At 63.0% G+C, this 15,496-nt stretch carries 18 protein-coding genes, 2 tRNA genes and 1 other RNA gene; 8 read left to right on the forward strand and 13 right to left on the reverse strand.

Annotation, left to right across the window (positions count from 1 at the left end):
• The first annotated feature begins 95 nt into the window (after window positions 1-95).
• Complete coding sequence (locus KRX12_RS06005) at window positions 96-743, forward strand: DedA family protein (protein ID WP_218364963.1); 648 nt, start codon at window positions 96-98, stop codon at window positions 741-743.
• Here the strand turns inward: KRX12_RS06005 and gluQRS are convergent.
• The 5 genes from gluQRS to KRX12_RS06030 all read right to left on the reverse strand — a co-directional run bounded on the left by gluQRS (window position 727) and on the right by KRX12_RS06030 (window position 5,077).
• Window positions 727-1,662, reverse strand: coding sequence for a tRNA glutamyl-Q(34) synthetase GluQRS (gene gluQRS, locus KRX12_RS06010; RefSeq protein WP_218366057.1), 936 nt, complete (start codon window positions 1,660-1,662; stop codon window positions 727-729). The genes KRX12_RS06005 and gluQRS overlap by 17 nt on opposite strands.
• Complete coding sequence (locus KRX12_RS06015; RefSeq protein WP_218366058.1) at window positions 1,640-2,230, reverse strand: hypothetical protein; 591 nt, start codon at window positions 2,228-2,230, stop codon at window positions 1,640-1,642. Before KRX12_RS06015 ends, gluQRS begins: the two co-directional genes overlap by 23 nt.
• 137 nt (window positions 2,231-2,367) lie before the next feature.
• A complete protein-coding gene (locus KRX12_RS06020; protein WP_218365154.1) occupies window positions 2,368-3,621 on the reverse strand; it encodes an aminotransferase class I/II-fold pyridoxal phosphate-dependent enzyme in 1,254 nt (417 codons plus the stop codon).
• Window positions 3,622-3,845: 224 nt separating this feature from the next.
• Complete coding sequence (locus KRX12_RS06025; protein WP_218366059.1) at window positions 3,846-4,526, reverse strand: anti-sigma factor; 681 nt, start codon at window positions 4,524-4,526, stop codon at window positions 3,846-3,848.
• Complete coding sequence (locus tag KRX12_RS06030) at window positions 4,523-5,077, reverse strand: sigma-70 family RNA polymerase sigma factor (RefSeq protein ID WP_218366060.1); 555 nt, start codon at window positions 5,075-5,077, stop codon at window positions 4,523-4,525. Before KRX12_RS06030 ends, KRX12_RS06025 begins: the two co-directional genes overlap by 4 nt.
• 124 nt (window positions 5,078-5,201) lie before the next feature.
• Here KRX12_RS06030 and KRX12_RS06035 point away from each other — a divergent pair, with 124 nt between their 5' ends.
• From KRX12_RS06035 to KRX12_RS06055, 5 genes are all read left to right on the forward strand, one after another.
• Entirely contained in the window at window positions 5,202-5,903 is a 702-nt protein-coding gene (locus KRX12_RS06035; protein WP_218366061.1) for a fasciclin domain-containing protein, read from the forward strand.
• 29 nt (window positions 5,904-5,932) lie between these two features.
• Window positions 5,933-6,442 carry a hypothetical protein gene (locus tag KRX12_RS06040; RefSeq protein ID WP_218364957.1) on the forward strand — a complete coding sequence of 170 codons (510 nt, stop codon included), beginning with the start codon at window positions 5,933-5,935 and terminating at the stop codon, window positions 6,440-6,442.
• A 210-nt stretch (window positions 6,443-6,652) separates the two neighbouring features.
• Window positions 6,653-6,982 (forward strand): hypothetical protein, encoded by a 330-nt coding sequence (locus tag KRX12_RS06045; protein WP_218366062.1) that lies wholly within the window; start codon window positions 6,653-6,655, stop codon window positions 6,980-6,982.
• 6 nt (window positions 6,983-6,988) lie between these two features.
• On the forward strand, window positions 6,989-7,822 hold the full coding sequence (locus KRX12_RS06050) for an ABC transporter ATP-binding protein (RefSeq protein WP_218366063.1): 834 nt from the start codon (window positions 6,989-6,991) through the stop codon (window positions 7,820-7,822).
• Window positions 7,822-8,604, forward strand: a complete 783-nt coding sequence (locus KRX12_RS06055) for an ABC transporter permease (protein ID WP_218366064.1) — start codon at window positions 7,822-7,824, stop codon at window positions 8,602-8,604. Before KRX12_RS06050 ends, KRX12_RS06055 begins: the two co-directional genes overlap by 1 nt.
• 76 nt (window positions 8,605-8,680) lie before the next feature.
• On the opposite strand, the gene KRX12_RS06060 is transcribed toward KRX12_RS06055, so the two are convergent.
• Window positions 8,681-8,769: transfer RNA gene (locus KRX12_RS06060), tRNA-Ser, on the reverse strand.
• 191 nt (window positions 8,770-8,960) lie between these two features.
• Between KRX12_RS06060 and ffs the strand changes: the two genes are divergently transcribed.
• Window positions 8,961-9,055, forward strand: an RNA gene (gene ffs / locus KRX12_RS06065) — signal recognition particle sRNA small type.
• 59 nt (window positions 9,056-9,114) lie between these two features.
• Here the strand turns inward: ffs and KRX12_RS06070 are convergent.
• The 5 genes from KRX12_RS06070 to KRX12_RS06090 all read right to left on the reverse strand — a co-directional run bounded on the left by KRX12_RS06070 (window position 9,115) and on the right by KRX12_RS06090 (window position 12,835).
• Complete coding sequence (locus tag KRX12_RS06070; protein ID WP_218366065.1) at window positions 9,115-10,326, reverse strand: FAD-dependent oxidoreductase; 1,212 nt, start codon at window positions 10,324-10,326, stop codon at window positions 9,115-9,117.
• 33 nt (window positions 10,327-10,359) lie between these two features.
• A complete protein-coding gene (locus KRX12_RS06075) occupies window positions 10,360-10,881 on the reverse strand; it encodes a pyridoxamine 5'-phosphate oxidase family protein (RefSeq protein ID WP_218366066.1) in 522 nt (173 codons plus the stop codon).
• A 90-nt stretch (window positions 10,882-10,971) separates the two neighbouring features.
• Window positions 10,972-11,676: a DUF5808 domain-containing protein gene (locus tag KRX12_RS06080; RefSeq protein ID WP_218366067.1), complete on the reverse strand. Its 705-nt coding sequence runs from the start codon at window positions 11,674-11,676 to the stop codon at window positions 10,972-10,974.
• 9 nt (window positions 11,677-11,685) lie between these two features.
• Window positions 11,686-12,006 (reverse strand): PadR family transcriptional regulator, encoded by a 321-nt coding sequence (locus KRX12_RS06085; RefSeq protein WP_218366068.1) that lies wholly within the window; start codon window positions 12,004-12,006, stop codon window positions 11,686-11,688.
• Between the two features lie 130 nt (window positions 12,007-12,136).
• Window positions 12,137-12,835, reverse strand: a complete 699-nt coding sequence (locus KRX12_RS06090; protein WP_218366069.1) for a hypothetical protein — start codon at window positions 12,833-12,835, stop codon at window positions 12,137-12,139.
• 277 nt (window positions 12,836-13,112) lie between these two features.
• Between KRX12_RS06090 and KRX12_RS06095 the strand changes: the two genes are divergently transcribed.
• Complete coding sequence (locus KRX12_RS06095) at window positions 13,113-14,084, forward strand: GIY-YIG nuclease family protein (RefSeq protein ID WP_218366070.1); 972 nt, start codon at window positions 13,113-13,115, stop codon at window positions 14,082-14,084.
• 52 nt (window positions 14,085-14,136) lie between these two features.
• On the opposite strand, the gene KRX12_RS06100 is transcribed toward KRX12_RS06095, so the two are convergent.
• Window positions 14,137-14,212: transfer RNA gene (locus KRX12_RS06100), tRNA-Thr, on the reverse strand.
• Window positions 14,213-14,295: 83 nt separating this feature from the next.
• Window positions 14,296-15,480 (reverse strand): DNA polymerase III subunit delta', encoded by a 1,185-nt coding sequence (locus tag KRX12_RS06105; RefSeq protein WP_218364947.1) that lies wholly within the window; start codon window positions 15,478-15,480, stop codon window positions 14,296-14,298.
• Between the last annotated feature and the right edge of the window lie 16 nt (window positions 15,481-15,496).

Below are 15,496 nucleotides of genomic sequence, written 5' to 3' on the forward strand. Positions count from 1 at the left end.
ATTCACGCGCTAAGCTCGCTAGGAGAACGCGAGGTGCCCACCGCACCCGCGCATGCTGGCGCACCGAGTCCGAGAAAGGGGGCGAGCAGCCTACCGTGGAAGAGATCGTATTCCAGTGGCTGGAGCCACTGATGGCTTCCCCCTGGATCTATCTGCTGCTCGGGGGCGTCACCCTCGGCGATGCGATCGTGCCGGTGATCCCCGGCGAGCTGCCCATGAACCTCGCCGGCGCCTACTCCGGTATCTTCGGCTTCCCGCATCTCATCCTCATCATGATCTGCTGCGCCGCCGGGGCGATCATCGGCGATAATATCTGCTTCGTTTTAGGCCGCAGCCTCACCAGCGCCATGGGCTATCTGCGCAAGCGCAGCCGCCTGCAGAAGGCCATCACCTGGGTGAACGATAATCTCTACCGCCGCGATGCCTCGGTGATCGTGATCGCCCGCTTCATCCCAGGGGCGCGCTGGGTAGTCACCGTGATGCTCGGCTCCGGCCACTACTCCCACGCCCGCTTCGCCTTCTTCGACGCCATCGGGGTGATTATTTGGTCGGTCCAGGGCACGTTATTCGGCTATCTCGGCGGCTGGGTATTTCGGGAGCAGCCGCTGATCGGCTTGGTCTCCGGCATGGTGCTGGGGGTGGTCTCAGGCCTCGTGGTCGAGCGCCTCAGCCACCGCTTTGCCCGCCACCTTCCCGAGCACACCACAGCCGCGGCCGCGCAGGCCGCTAGCTGCGAAAAGTAACCGCCTCAGCAGGCAACTGCTCCAACTCCCAGCGCTCCAGAATCTCCGCCGTGGAACAGGCCCCAGGGACCCCGAGCGATGCACCGAGCGCCTGCACCACATCAGCGGTAGAGCGCTGCTGCTCCATCTCACGCAGAGTCACCGCGCCATCGCGTTTCGCCAGCCGCTGGCCCTGCTCATTGAGCACCAAGGGCACATGCAGATACAGCGGCGGCTCATAGCCGAGCAGCCTGGCGAGATAGGCCTGCCGCGGGGCAGAGGACAAGAGATCATCGCCGCGCACCACATGGCCCACGCCCTGGTAGTGATCGTCGACCACAACCGCGAGGTTATAGGCCCAGTCGGGGGCCTGGCCGCCACGCCGCAGCACGAAGTCATCCACATCGCCGCGATAGTTGCCGGCCCAATAGTCCTCCACTGTGGCGGAGGTGGCGTCGCTACGCAGCCGCAGCGCGGGGTGCCGACCTGCGGCGCTGAGCTGCTCCCGCTTCGCACGACGCTGGTCCTCATCCAGATCACGGCAGGTGCTCGGATAATGGCCGGGGATGGCGTGCGGTGCCGAGGCCGCGTGCGCGATATCCTTGCGCGAGCAATAGCACTCATACACCAGCCCCCGCCCGCGCAGGGTCTCCACCACCTGCTCATAGGCGGAAAAGCGCTGGTGCTGGTAGAGCACATCGCCGTCCCAGTCGAGGCCGAGGCGGGCGAGATCCTCCAGCTGCGCCGCCGCTGATTCCAGCGAGCTGCGCTGGGTATCGACATCCTCAACGCGCAGCAGAAAAGGCAGCCCGTGCGAGCGGGCCACCAGCCACGAGATCAGCGCGGTGCGCAGATTACCGAAGTGCAGTTCTCCGCTTGGCGACGGCGCGTAGCGGCCAGCACCGGCGATACGGGCATCAGCGGTTCCACTCATGCACATCAATCCCTTGGGCCGGCATCTGCTCCTGCAGCTCCTCCGGCGAATATGTGATCGCATATTCCAGCTCCTCCGGCGTGAGCAGCAGCAGCTGCAATGGCAGGGTGAGCTGGCCATGAGAGCGTCCGGTCTGCTCGGGTTCTTCCCACAGATGGGGCACGCCCTTCTCCCATAGCTGCGGCGCGACCAGAAGCCCGTGGCGGGTGGACAGCTCCGGCATGAGATCGGCGAGGATAGCGCCCGGCTGGGGTGCCACCTGGGAGTCGGTATCACTCAGTGCCGTTAGAGCGCGGCCCAGCGCCTCGGGCAACTGCTCTCGGTGGGCCTCCGTGGTCTGCAGAATCAGCTCCACCCGAATATCTGCCTCGCTCAGCGGGTTCTGTGCCTCGGGCGGGGCCACCGCCCGCAGGCCCGTATCCACCGTGGACATATCTAGGGTGACTGCGGTGGCCCGGTCCTCATAAGAAAAGCTGGCGGCGCGATGGCCGGCGACGCTGTATTCCTGCCATTCGGGTTGTTCGCCCAGCTGGAAGAGCTGCGCAAACCAGACACTGATCTCTGCTGTGTTCATTCCTCCAGTGTGACACATCCACCGCAGCCGAACCGGCATCTGCACGGGCATAAGCGCAGCTGCTGGCGGCTGCCCAGCGCAGAACTCCCCCGCCCCGCGCGATGCGGGAACGAGGGAGTACCTGAAAAGAGGAAGATTTACTGCGCGAGCTTTTCTACCGCGGCGAGCAGCACACAGGTGGCCACACCATCCATGGCTACCTCGACCTCATTCAGCGGCGGCATCGAGGGGGCGAGGCGGATATTGCGGTCGTTGGGGTCCTGCTTGAGCGGGAAGGTCGATCCAGCGGCGGTGAGCTTGATGCCGGCTTCCTTGGCCAGTTCCACCACGCGAGAGGCGGTGCCATCCACCACGTCGAGGGAGATGAAGTAGCCGCCCTCCGGCTTCGTCCAGGTGGCGATGCCGAGCCCGCCGAGGCGCTGCTCGAGGATCTCCAGCACGCTGTGGAACTTCGGCGCCAAAGAACCGGCCTGCTTGCGCATCACCTCGCGCACCCCGTCAGCGGAGCCGAAATAGCGGGCGTGGGCCAGCTGATTCACCTTGTTCGGGCCGATGCCGCGAATACCCGCATGGGAGGCGTACCACTCCAGGTTGGCGGCGGAGGAGGCGAAGATAGCCACGCCCGAACCGGCGAAGGTCACCTTCGAGGTGGAGGTGAGATACCAGAAGCGGTTGGGGTTGCCGGCCTTCTTGGCCATCTCGAGCACATTGTGGTTCTCGGGGAACTCATCGAATACGTGCACCGCATAGGCGTTGTCCCACATGATGCGGAAATCGGGTGCCGCGGTCTCCATCTCGGCGAGCTCACGGCACACTTCCTCGGAGAAGGTCACGCCGGTGGGGTTGGAGTACACCGGCACCGCCCACATGCCCTTCACGCTCGGATCCTTCACCAGCTCGCGAATGGCATCCATGTCCGGGCCGTCCTCGAGCATGGGCACGGTCACCATCTCGAAGCCATAGTGCTCGGTGATGGAGAAGTGGCGGTCATAGCCGGGCACCACACAGATCCAGCGCAGTTTCTCCTCCTGCGACCACGGGCGCGGGGAATCACAGTTACCGAAGGTGTGGGTCCAGCTCATGATGTCGAACATGATGTTGAGGCTGGAGGAATCGCCGGCGCATACCTGGGAGACATCGAGTCCGAGCAGCTCGGCGTAGATCTCACGGATATCGACGATGCCGTTGAGGCCACCGTAGTTGCGGACATCGACCCCATCGGCGGTGCGATAGTCGCCCTTCCCGGGCAGAGCCAGCAGCTCTTCCGCGAAGTCCAGCTGCTCTGCGGAGGGCTTACCGCGGGTCAGATCCAGCTGCAGGTCACGCTGAACGAGCTCCTCATAACGATTGCGCGCATCGGCGGCAATCTCCTCGAAGTCCTGTTGATTCATATCCTTCAGTTCGGTCACGTCGCGACCCGCCCTTCTGTATTTCTGGTTGTTCTCGTGGTCAGTCACGCCACAGGTGATAGTCATGGGCGATCATTTCCGCCCTTACTCTACTGCTCGGCCTGTCGTTTTTCTATGATCGCGCACAGATGAGCAGCGGATTCTAGCCCTGCAGGGCGCGGTAGCCGGCTGTCTGATCCTCGCCCGCGCGACAACGTCGAGGCGCACTATGGCAAAGCAATGTCGAGCAGCGACGTCGATGGGGTCGTCGATCCACCCGCAGGTTCTTGGCTAATCATGATTGACTGCGCCTGCGCGACGCCGTCGATCTCCACGTCCATCTCGGGCAGTACCTCGGCGGATTCCATCACGCCAACGGAACGGGGACCGGAATCCTCCACAAGCCACATCTGATAGGCCTGATCCGGTGGCGGTGCGGGAACATCGCGCAACATCACCTTCGCCGTGTCAGCGCCTGGGGCATGCTCCACAGTCACCGTGCCGCCAGCTACCTGGCGTTCACTAGTGCTCACCTCGGCCTGCTCAGTCTCTGCCCGATCGGAGGAGGCATTCATGGTGGTGAAGGTAATAGCGCCGCTGGCCAGCACCACCACGGCACTGGCGCTCGCCAGCCACAGCGGCAGCTGGCGCCGTCGAGACGCCACGGTGTCCACCGTGGCCACAGGGGCAATATCTCGGCGCAGACGCTCCCAGGCAGTCTGGGCATCAGGCATGTCGACATCGACGCTGAGGCCGGCGAGGACATCACGGTACTGCTGCTGGAGATGAATGAACTCGTCATTATCTGCAACGCCCAGATTTTTTTGCTCATCGAGTGGCAGCGACCCTACGGCCGAGAGAGCGGCAAGCGCCTCGAGTTCCTCCCGCGATGGTTGTTGTGTAGTCACGAGTCCATACACCTCCTTAAGGTTTTCATTGCATCTCGTAGACGGGTTTTGATCGCAGAGTGAGATACTCCGAGTCGATCAGCTACTTCTTGATAGGTCAGCCCCTCAAAATAGGTCAGAGCAAGTGCCTGACGCTGTTTTGCGGTGAGTTGTTCACAACACTCGGCTAACTCTGCATGCTCATCAATACGAAGCAGATGAGCATCTGCCGCATCCACGGACTCAGTAAGGCTCATGGACTGGGCATATTCAGCGCTGCGGCGATGGTGGGCTTCTCTGCTGCGTACGACATCAACTGCCCGGCGATGGGCCATGGCCAGCACCCAGCCCTCGGCAGATCCTTTATGTGGATCGAAAGACGAAGAGTTTTCCCATACCGATAGCCATGCTTCGTGGGCGGCGTCTTCCGCCAAATTACGGTCAGTGAGAATGCGCAGCGTTAATCCATAGACGCGCTTATGCAGAAGTGTAAAAAGTTGCTCAAAAGCCTGTACGTCCCCCCGCGAGGTGGCCTCGAGCAGAGCGTCGAGGTGAGATTTGACGTTAGGCACAGGGCTAAGCCTACACACGAAAATAATATTTCGAGCTGCACCCACCCGATCCTTCTTTGGCTCCGAACACTTTGTGAGGGCAACAAAATAGTTGCCTGTTTTTCAACAAACGAAGTGGATATACATGCGACTTAATCGCCACCCAATTTTCACGGCAGCTGCCATTCTCGGCGCCACCGGACTTGTACTCAGCGGCTGTAATGCTGATGATTCCGATAGCACTGAGGCCAAGGACAGCATGTCCAGCACCTCCAGCATGACCAGCTCTGAAGACAGCCCCTCCAGCGAGGCTGAGTCCGAGACTGAGACAGAGGAGACTGAGGCCGCAGCTGCAGCCGAGGCCCCGAGCGGCCCGCTGTGCCAGGCATATGCCGACGCCCACCCGGACGGCCCCGCCTCTCTCGAGGTCATTGCCGGCCAGAACATCGTCGAGGCACTGCCGAATATTCCGGAACTCTCCACGCTCACCGCAGCACTGACCGGAGAGCTCAACCCTGACGTCAATCTCGTGAGCACCATTGAGGGCGGGCAGTGGACCATTTTCGCCCCGACCAACGGCGCTTTCGAGAAGCTTGACCCAGCGACCATCGAGGAGTTGAAGACCAACTCCAACATGCTGACCAGCATTCTTACCTACCACGCCGTGGAAGGCCAGGCCGGCATGGATGCGATCGTAGGCGAGCACACCACAGTTGGAGGCTCCATGCTGACCGTCACCGACGGCGAGCCGATGATGGTGAACGACGCCACCGTGGGCTGCGCAAACGTGCCCACCGAGAACGCTCGGGTCTACATCATCGATACCGTCCTGATCCCGAACAACTAACTTTTTACTCTCTCAAAGGAGAAACCCCTATGAAACGCTTCACCAAATGTGCCGCCATGACCGTACTGGGTGGCTCCATGATTCTCGCTCCGGCCGCGGCCCAGGCCGGCACCCTCGAGGATGCCCTCCAGCCCGCCCTCCCGGGCTTTAACGTCGCTGGCGCTCTTCCCCAGTGGGATGTTGAGAACGGCCACGCGCACGCCAAGGCTGATGACGCCATCGCCCTCGGCATCTCCGTGCTCAATGGCTCCGCCACCGCCCACGCCTCCAACTTCTCCGGCCCCGCCGCTATCGCTGTGGGCGAGGGTGCAGTAGTAGAGGCCCACGGCGTTCAGCCGGGCCTCGCCATCGGCATCGCTGGCCCCGACACCATGGTCAAGATCGACGGCACCACCGCGGTGGTCTGCGATGGCCAGGCCGGTTTCGCGGGTGACTTCCAGACCCTCACCGGCTGCGCCGCCTACCCCAACATCGACGGCAGCATCCAGGTCATCCACTTCGACGGCAGCACCGCTACCACCCCGTTGACGCTGCGTTAATCTGAGGCCTTCCATCCCCTGCAGGACATATCCTGCGGGGGATTAGTCCTGTCTCGGGCCAGGGAGCTTCTCGTCGCGGGTGCAAAGATGCCATCATCGCCTCGCCGCGCGCCGCATACAATCACGGTGCGGATCCTTTGCCGCCTGCTAGTATGTATTACAAGCTACTATGTACAGCAAGTACATCCCAGAAGAACAATCGAGGACATCATGAACACATTCGACGCTGTGCAGGATCTGCCCACGTACCTGCTGGTCCTTCTCGCCCTTCTCATCGTGTGCCAGCTCGGCGCGATGGCGTGGGCCCTGCTCCGGCTCTGGAAAGATAAGCGCGAGCGTATCGCCGGGCTGCCTCGCTCGATCTGGACAGCCATCATCCTTATGGGACAGCTTCTCGGCCCTGTTGTGTTCCTCATCATGCACATCAGGGAAGAGCGGGCGATGGCTGAGCAAAAGCGTTTCCATCGCGCCCAGAAACAGCAACCACGTGGCCGCGGCACGGACGTCTCGTCTGTGATCGACGGTATGTATAAGGAATAAACCACCATGGAATGGGCTATAACGACGACGAAGCTGTGCAAGAGCTATGGCAGCCACCGCGTGCTCACGGACGTGGAGCTGCGGGTACCACGGGGCGCTGTCTATGGCTTCGTCGGGGCGAATGGGGCCGGAAAGACCACCACAATCCGGATCTTATTAGGCCTTGCCGCTGCCAGCAGCGGCCAAGCCACAGTGCTGGGCACTCCTCGCGGCACGTTGCCGCCCACACCACGAGGAGGGGTCTCATATCTTCCCGATGTGCCACAGCTCAGTCCGTGGCTCGGCGCCACAGACGCCCTCATCACCCTTGCCCGCCTCGATAATGTGCCCTCGGAGGTGGCGTCGCACAGAGCTTCTGAGCTACTAGAACTCGTAGGGCTGACACATGCGCCGGGCACAGTCGGCGCGTTTTCGAGGGGAATGAAGCAACGGCTAGGGATCGCCGCGGCACTGATTACTGCACCGAGCCTGCTGATCATGGATGAGCCCACCAGCGCCCTGGACCCCATGGGGCGGGCGGACGTACTGGCGATCATTCAGGAGCTCAGAGGGCACGCAACCATCATGTTTTCCTCCCACATTCTGGCGGATGTCGAAAAAGTATCCACCCACCTTGGAGTGCTCCATCGCGGCCGGCTTCTCGCCCAGGGGCAGATCGACGAGCTCCTCGAATCACGCGGGATGCCGCGGGCGCACTTTGCCCTCAGCACCCGCGCCGAGCACGCCGAGCGCATCACCGCAGCCATTCACGCAATCGACCCGCAGTCACGCATCGAACCGCAACACCAGGGACTCGAGCACTTCTACGCCCGCCTCACCAAGGGAAAGGAGGAGCAGTGATGGCGTCTCAGCAGCTACTACCCCTATGGCGCTACCACGGTGTGCGGCTACTGCGCTCAACCAGCACGTGGGTGATGCTCGCGCTCATCGTGGCGATGGCAGGCACCCAAGGCGTGATGAGCTCGCACCTGCCCGAGATCATGAGCAGTCTGGCCGGGCCAGAGATGACCGAGCTTCTTGCCGCCACGATGCCTGAACCATCGTGGCACCACGCCTATGCAGGATGGATGAAAAACCTGGCACAAATCATCACGCTCGGGCTGCTCACCATCAACGCACTCGGATACGCGCAGCTGAGCAGCAACGGCGATATTCCTTTTATTCTGACGAAGAACCTGCGCCGCTCCTACTACCTAGCGACGGGGGCTATCTCTACGTGGTGCGCCATCTTTGCTTATGCGTTCATCGGGGCGACAGTCACCTGGGCAGGCACCGCACTGGTATTTTCTGATGCCCCCTATCTCCCAGTCCTCGTTGCCAGCCTGGTGTGGGGCCTAGAAATGACGCTCATCAGCGCAGTCCAGCTCCTCGCCACCACACTAAAACCGGGTATCGGAGCCCCAGTACTGGCCGGAGTCGGGCTCTATCTTCTAATTGCAATCGGCGGAACATTCGACAGAATTGCCGCCTATAGCCCACTGGGCCTGTCGCGCCTGAGCACTGAGATCTCGAGCCAAGACGCGGTAGGGGCCTGGCTGATTCCCGTGGGGAGCTCACTGGGCCTAGTACTCGTGGTGTTCCTGTGGGGAATCTACAGATTCAACCGCTGCGAGCTCGCTTAAGCACCGCGCCGCCCCTCTGCAGGACATAAAAAAATCTCCCGGCGCATCTATCAGGATGCGTCGGGAGATTTGTCAGTGGCGGAGGATGTGGGATTTGAACCCACGAGGGGCGTGAACCCCGCACGCGTTCCAGGCGTGTGACATAGGCCGCTAGTCGAATCCTCCATGCCAAACACAAGCGCAGAGCGCCTCTGTTCGGTAGATACACTACACACACTCGACCACAAAGCCAAAAACGCCTTGTCAGCCGCCCTCTTTTCGCCGCTCAAACAGCAGCCCGGCGCGCCAGCCTCCCCAGCGCCCGCCGAGATCGCCTGCCTTATTGCTTCTCGCGGCTGGCTATTGCTACAGTGGTACACGGATTCCACGCGGCGTCCATCTTGTGAACTCCCCCAGGGCAGGAATGCAGCAAGGGTCAGCGAGCTCTGACGGGTGCGTGGGATCCCTTTATTATTTCTGGGGGTAGGTTCGCGACGCCGCTTATCGACGCCACGAGCCCGCCGCTCCGCACTACTGAGCGGCGAGAATATCCTCCACGATCTCCGCGGCCGCCTGGCCGGAGGCGATAGCGCCATCTGTGGACGCATTGCCGAATTGATCGCCGCAGGCCACCACCAATTCGTGCCGTAGCGCGCGGTCGCCGCCCGGCTCGCCAGGGGCCACGGCGGGCAGAGTATCGGGCACATCGTGGGTGGCCACACAGCGCCACGCGGTGGTGTCCACCCCGTAGATCTCACCCAGGTGGCGGCGCGTATCCTCCTCGCTCGGCTCGGTATCGTCGCTGAGCGTCAGCGCGGCAATGAGATGCTGGCCGGCCGGCGCATACTCGGGCGCGACATGGCTTAGCACGCAGGTCGTGGTCACAGGCCCATATTCTCCGGAGGTGCCGCGCCCGTCGATATGCACCGCAGCGCTATCACTGGGGGCCTCATCGGCGGCGAACCAGAAGGTGCGCGTGCCATGCATCGCCGGGGTATCAGTACCCATCAACTCAGCCGAGGACTCCAGTCCAGCAGCGAGCACAATGCTGCGCGCGTGCAGCTCTGTCTCTCCCACCCACACGGTGGCCGTGGTGGTATCAATTCGGCTCACCGGCTGGTTCAACCGCACATCGAGGCCCTCAGCCATGATGCGCGGCAGGGTGCGCATGCCGCCGCTCGGCAGGCCAGGAGTGCCGGCCATGAACATCGACAGCAGCCACGCGGTGTGCCTAAAGGAGGTACTGCCCTCTCGTTCTGCCACCACGCCAGCGAGGAAAGGATCGAGAACGTGGCGTCGTAAAGCGCCACTAAAACCGGCCTTATCGAAGGCCTCGGCGCGCGTGGTATCGGCGCTGGGAATCCCCTTCAGCAGGCGCAACGCGGCGAGATCCTCCTTGGCCACCAAGCCAGATTTCAGCACGGCGGGCAGCGTCTGCGGCCGGCGCGTGGGATCGTTGAGCTCCACTAGGTCGGAGCCGGTGCGCACCCGGAGCGCGCGGGGGAAAGAACGCAGCCCGAGCCGTGTGGTGTCGATGCTCGCCCGCAGGTGCCGGTAGGCGGGGTTGAGGATTTGGAAGCCGCGGTCGACCAGGAAGCCATCGACCTCCTCGGTCGTGATGCGGCCGCCAAGGCGATCGCTCGCCTCGAGAACGATGACGCTGTGGCCGTTGTCCTGCACGGCGCGGGCCGCGGCCAAACCGGCCACGCCGGCGCCAATAACGATGACATCATAAGTGGTCATAGGCGGTGTGCTCCTAGGGTTGGGGGAAGAAATCTACAGCTCGACGGTGCCGCTATCGCCCGAGGGGCGCTCATCGGAGACGAGACCGGCAAAGGTCTGCACCATCAGGGAGGGGCGCGAGGGGCTTTCCCAGTACTGGGCGGACTCGCCACGCACGATCAGAACCACCTTGTCGGTGTTCTCGGGGTGCTCGCCCTCCTCCGAAAAAGCATCGGTGCCCGGGCCCCAGAGCTCGGCGAGTAGCTCGGTGTCGTGGGAAATCTCGCCCACTCCCGCCACGGAGACGAAAGACATGTCATCGTTGAAGGCCAGATTCACCTGCGCCCCATCTGCCTGCTGGGCGGCATCGCCCTCCTGGGGCAGGATAAATACGATCTCGCCGTTGTCGCGGACCGCCTGGACAGTCATGGGACGAGACACCAGCGAGCCAGCGCTATCCGTGGTGGTGACCATGGCAAAACGCGCCGAGCGAATGAGCTCGCGCACTGTGCGCCGCTGCTGTGCAGCGCGATCGGTGGAGTCAGGGGTGGATTGTGATGTGTGTGTAGTACTCATAGGGCCATCCTAGGCGTCATTCGGCACTGCCGACGCGGGGCAGGATGGATGGCCGAGCGCTCAGCCCAGCTCAGCCTCGCTCAGCCCTGCTCAGTCCGCCGCCCGCAGCTGGGCATCGAGCGCCGTCAAGGCGCTGCGCACACACGCGATCTTGAGCCCACCGCTGATCACCGGCCACGCCCACGGCGCGGCTGCCCCCACAATCTGGCGTCGCTCGGGCCGCAGCGCCGACCAGAACGTGGCATGCAGCGCCAGCAGTGCCATGGCTTGTGCGCCACATAGCTCCGCCCGCGAGGCCACCGAGAACGCCTGCGAGAGATCTGCCTCCTGGGGTGCCTCCGAGCCACGACGCTGCGTCACATAAGGCAGCATTGCGATGACACCGACGATCCCCGCCGGCAGGGCCGCCGCCACGATCCCCGGCCCCCACTTCTTCGGCTGCCCACCCAGCGACCATTGGACGGGCGCCGTCTTGAGACTCGCCACCGCGAGGGCACCAGCAGCCACGCCAACACCGCCGATACGCGGCCCGAGCTGCAGCACGCGACGCCACCGAGCAGGAATATGCTCGGCGAGATCCGGCAAGGAATCATCGGGGCGAATCCAGCCCGCCTTCACCGCCACCGCCCCGAGGTTGAGATCCCAGCCCAACCCCAAGGTGCGGGGCACACATAGACGCGGATTTTCCGGCTCGAAGTTATCGAGCACCGCATCTCGATCCCCCGCCCAGAACGAGGACACCGGCAGCCCACACACGCGCCTCTGCCCATCCTCGTCAAGAGTCCACCAGTTCATTGTGACCACTCATGCCTTCCGTGTTGTTGCCGCCACCGCCGCCGCGAGCTGCTCCCATTCCTCTGCCAGCCGCGCGAGGCGGGTGCGCCCAGAAGTAGTGAGCTCATAGATTTTGCGCGGCGGCCCTAGAGGAGACTCCTCCCACGAGGTGCCCACCATTCCGGTTTTGCGGAGTCGAGCGAGCAGCGGATAGACCGTGCCGGAGGAGACCTCGAGGCCCGCCTCCACGCGCAGCCGCTCGAGCACCTCGCCGCCATAGGATGCTCGTTCCTGCAGCAACCCAAGCACAACCAGCTCGATAGCTCCCTTGCGCAATTGCGATTCCGCCATATAGCCCCCTCGCCCAACCTAGTAGCGTGTCATACACAGTAGCTGCCGAAAAGACACCCACCAAGAAACACCCGCGGGCGCCGCCTAGCCCCGCAAGAGATGGCGCGCCACACCCGTGGGGCTGCACCGGTTATATGGACGGGGGAGTCTCGGAAGCATGCCCGTGGAAAAGGGTGAACTCGATGACGTCAGTAGGAAGATCCGGCCGCCATCGTTCATGCGCTGCCTCCACCACATCGAGATATGAGGTGTAGCCAGCAGGTGTCCAGCCTGTCGTTGTCGTCCACCCCAGGGACTGCGCCACCCTCCTATCGAGAATGAGCGGGTGCCGGGTATCGCTCGGGCTAGGCTGCCCCGCAGCGAAGTACAGCAGCTTGGTGAAGAAGCTAGGCCCCAACCCTGTAATCTTTGCCGGCCCCGAACGATAGAACAGTGCATAGCCCTCGGCCGCCGGCACTGTCGACGCAGCTGTGATCCCCTCCACGAGCCTGCCGGGCGCGCCGGGCTCGTGGAGGGGACGAACACTTCGAGAAATCTGCAGAGCACTCGTCCCAGCACCCCAGGAGCACACAGCGACGTAGAAGTTCACGGCGTCCTCTTCGGTCTCCACGGGTTGCCCGATCTCGAACAGCCTCTGCCGAGACACCGAAAGAGCCGGCTCCTTTCTCTCCAAGAACCACGGTAGGGGAAGTTCCACCGGCCACTTCTTCTTCCACGATGCGGGGTAAAAGCGGACTGTCTGCTCCCACACGGTCTCTGGGGATACAGCCTCCTCCGGTGCGCCCAGAACAGCGAGAGCAGCCCTCAGAGCTTTCTGCGATACCGCCATGACATCTCCTCCACAGACCCCACCGCCACACGGACACCACGTATCTCCAGTCTAAGCTGGCAACCCCTGCGCCTGTGCCACAGCGATTGTGCTCAGCTCGGCCCTCTGTCCACTGGGCACTCCATCAAATCGGCTCTTGTCACTGGTGGAGAAGAGTCCGCTCCGCTTCGCGTCCCGATAGGCTTATACAACAGATCTGTACGCAACCCCAGCCCCGGCAGAGCCCCTGGAGAGCCTGTACCGAATCCGGCTGGGATAAAAATCGGAGGATGTTTCGATGAATGGCAAGCAAGTTCGGCTCTACCTCGTCGACGGCACCGTCGGCGGGTTGATGACCGCCGAGATTCTCAACTGGACTGGGCACATGCACCGGGCACGCCGCAAGGACCTCGCTCGGCTCAAAAGCCGCAAGCAAGCCCAAAGAACTGGCGTGTACGTCCTCTTCGGCACTAATAAGGACGGTGAGCCGGCCGCCTATATCGGAGAGAGCGACAATGTCATCAAACGGCTGGAGAATCACAACGCCCGCAAGGACTTCTGGGAAGACGTCGTCATCATCACCTCCAAGGACATGAACCTCACCAAGGCCCACGTGAGGTACCTCGAGTCGGAGCTGATCACACTCGCCAAGTCCATCGGTCGGATCTCCCTTTACAACGCCGATACCCCGAGCGGCGGAGCTGACCTGCCCGAGGCTGATCAATCCGACATGCAGTACTTCATCTCCCAGATACGGATTCTCATGCCGGTTCTCGGCTTCGATATCTTCCGGGGCCGCACCACCCCACTCCCCGCCGCTGAGGGATCCACTGCCCCGGTCGCTGCTTCGCCGACTGATGAAGCCGCTGAGTCTTCGGACAGCCCCGTCTTCTACATCAAAAACCAAAAAGGGGCCGACGCCCAGGCACAGCTCATCGATGGCGAGTTCACTCTCTTGGCAGGCTCCATCATCCCCGCGACCATGAAGGACAACCCCGCTTGGTCCGATACGACGAGGAAACAATTCGCCAAGCGCCAGGCCCAGCATGCGACGATCGTGGAGGCCTCCACGCCCGGCCCCACGCCGGATCTAGTCCAGCTGCAAAAAGACGTCGTGTTCACCTCCCCCTCCGCCGCCGGGGCCATCGTCAATGGCTGGGCATCCACGAATGGGCGGATCGCGTGGAAGACGCAGACAGGACAGACCTTGGGCGATTGGGAGGAGGGGCAAGAAACGACCACCACCGCAGATCAAAGCCACCAGCCATAAGGAAAAGCCCCACCTTCCTTTCCCAGAAAGTGGGGCTGACCTGCTTTTTCAGTGGAGCCGCCTGCGAGAATCGAACTCGCGACCTTCTCATTACGAGTGAGATGCTCTACCGACTGAGCTAAGGCGGCCGGTATCACGACGCCAGAGGCGTCGCCATTACCGACTGGAAGTGTAGCGCACCACAGCGCACATTCCTAAATCCGCCCGTCGGCTACTGCTCCACCCCATACGCCAGCCGGAATTTCCCGATCATCGCATCCAACGCCACCGTGGGGCGAACATTAAATGTCAGCATCTCCCGGCATTCCGCAATCGCATCGATGCAGCGCAGCAGCCCCGCCACCCCCACCTGTTCGGCGAGATCGCGCGAGAGCCCCGCAAAATCTGGGTGCGTCAGGCTTGTCGACGCCGCGCTCGCCACAATGATCGCATCCCTATACAGTCCAGCGAGGTCGGTGAGAGCCAGATCGAGCGCATCCTGGGTGGAGCGGGTCCGGCGCCGCTTCTGCTGCTTTTCGAGCTCTTTCAGCTCACCCCTGCTGCCCCGCAGCGCCGCGGCGGTGCCCTTGCCCCGCGAGCCCATGCCGAGGGACTGCTTCAGCTCGTCTGTTTCCTTTTCATTGTGGGCGGCGAGGGTGCTCTCGGTTTCGTCTTCGATCACTTTCACCAGCGCCGCCACGTCTTGGAAGGCACTGGAGCCGTGGTTGACGAGTTCCGCGAGCTGCAGCACTCGTGCCCGTCGTTTCTGCGCCTGGGTGTCGGTGGCGAGGTGCCGGGCGCGGCCGATGTGCCCGCTGGAGGCTGCCGCCGCCAGGTGCGCGGCCTGCTCGTTGGCCACCCCTTCCCTCATCAGTAGCTCGGCCACGTCCTCGGGGCTGGGCATGGGGATATAGAGGTGGCGGCAGCGCGAGCGCAGCGTCACCGAGAAGTCCTCGGGGTCGGTGGAGGGCGCGCAGAAGATCATGACGGTGCGCTCCGGCGGCTCCTCCACAGTCTTCAGCAAGGCATTGGAGGACTCCGATCCGAGCCGGTCGGCGTCTTCGATGATGATCACGCGCCACCGCCCGTGGGTGGGCGAGGTATTGGCCAGCGGGATGATGCGGTCGCGGACCTGGGCCACGGGGATCACCACGCCCTCGGGCACGAGGTGGAACACATCGGGGTGGGTATCGGCGAATACCATCCGGCAGCCCTCGCACTGCCCACAGCCATAGCCGCCGGGGGTGTCACAGACGAGCGCGGCGGCAAAAGCTCGCGCGGCCACTGATCGTCCAGATCCGGGTGGGCCAGTGAGGAGCCACGCATGGGTCATGTGCTCGGGGTGCGAGGCGGCGTCGACAAGCGCCCGTGCCACGCTCGTCGCCCCAGCGAGGCGGTTGAATACTTCGGAGCTCACGACAAACTAGCGTAGC

Source organism: Corynebacterium sp. TAE3-ERU2 (genome assembly GCF_019209955.1).
GTDB lineage: Bacteria > Actinomycetota > Actinomycetes > Mycobacteriales > Mycobacteriaceae > Corynebacterium > Corynebacterium megadyptis.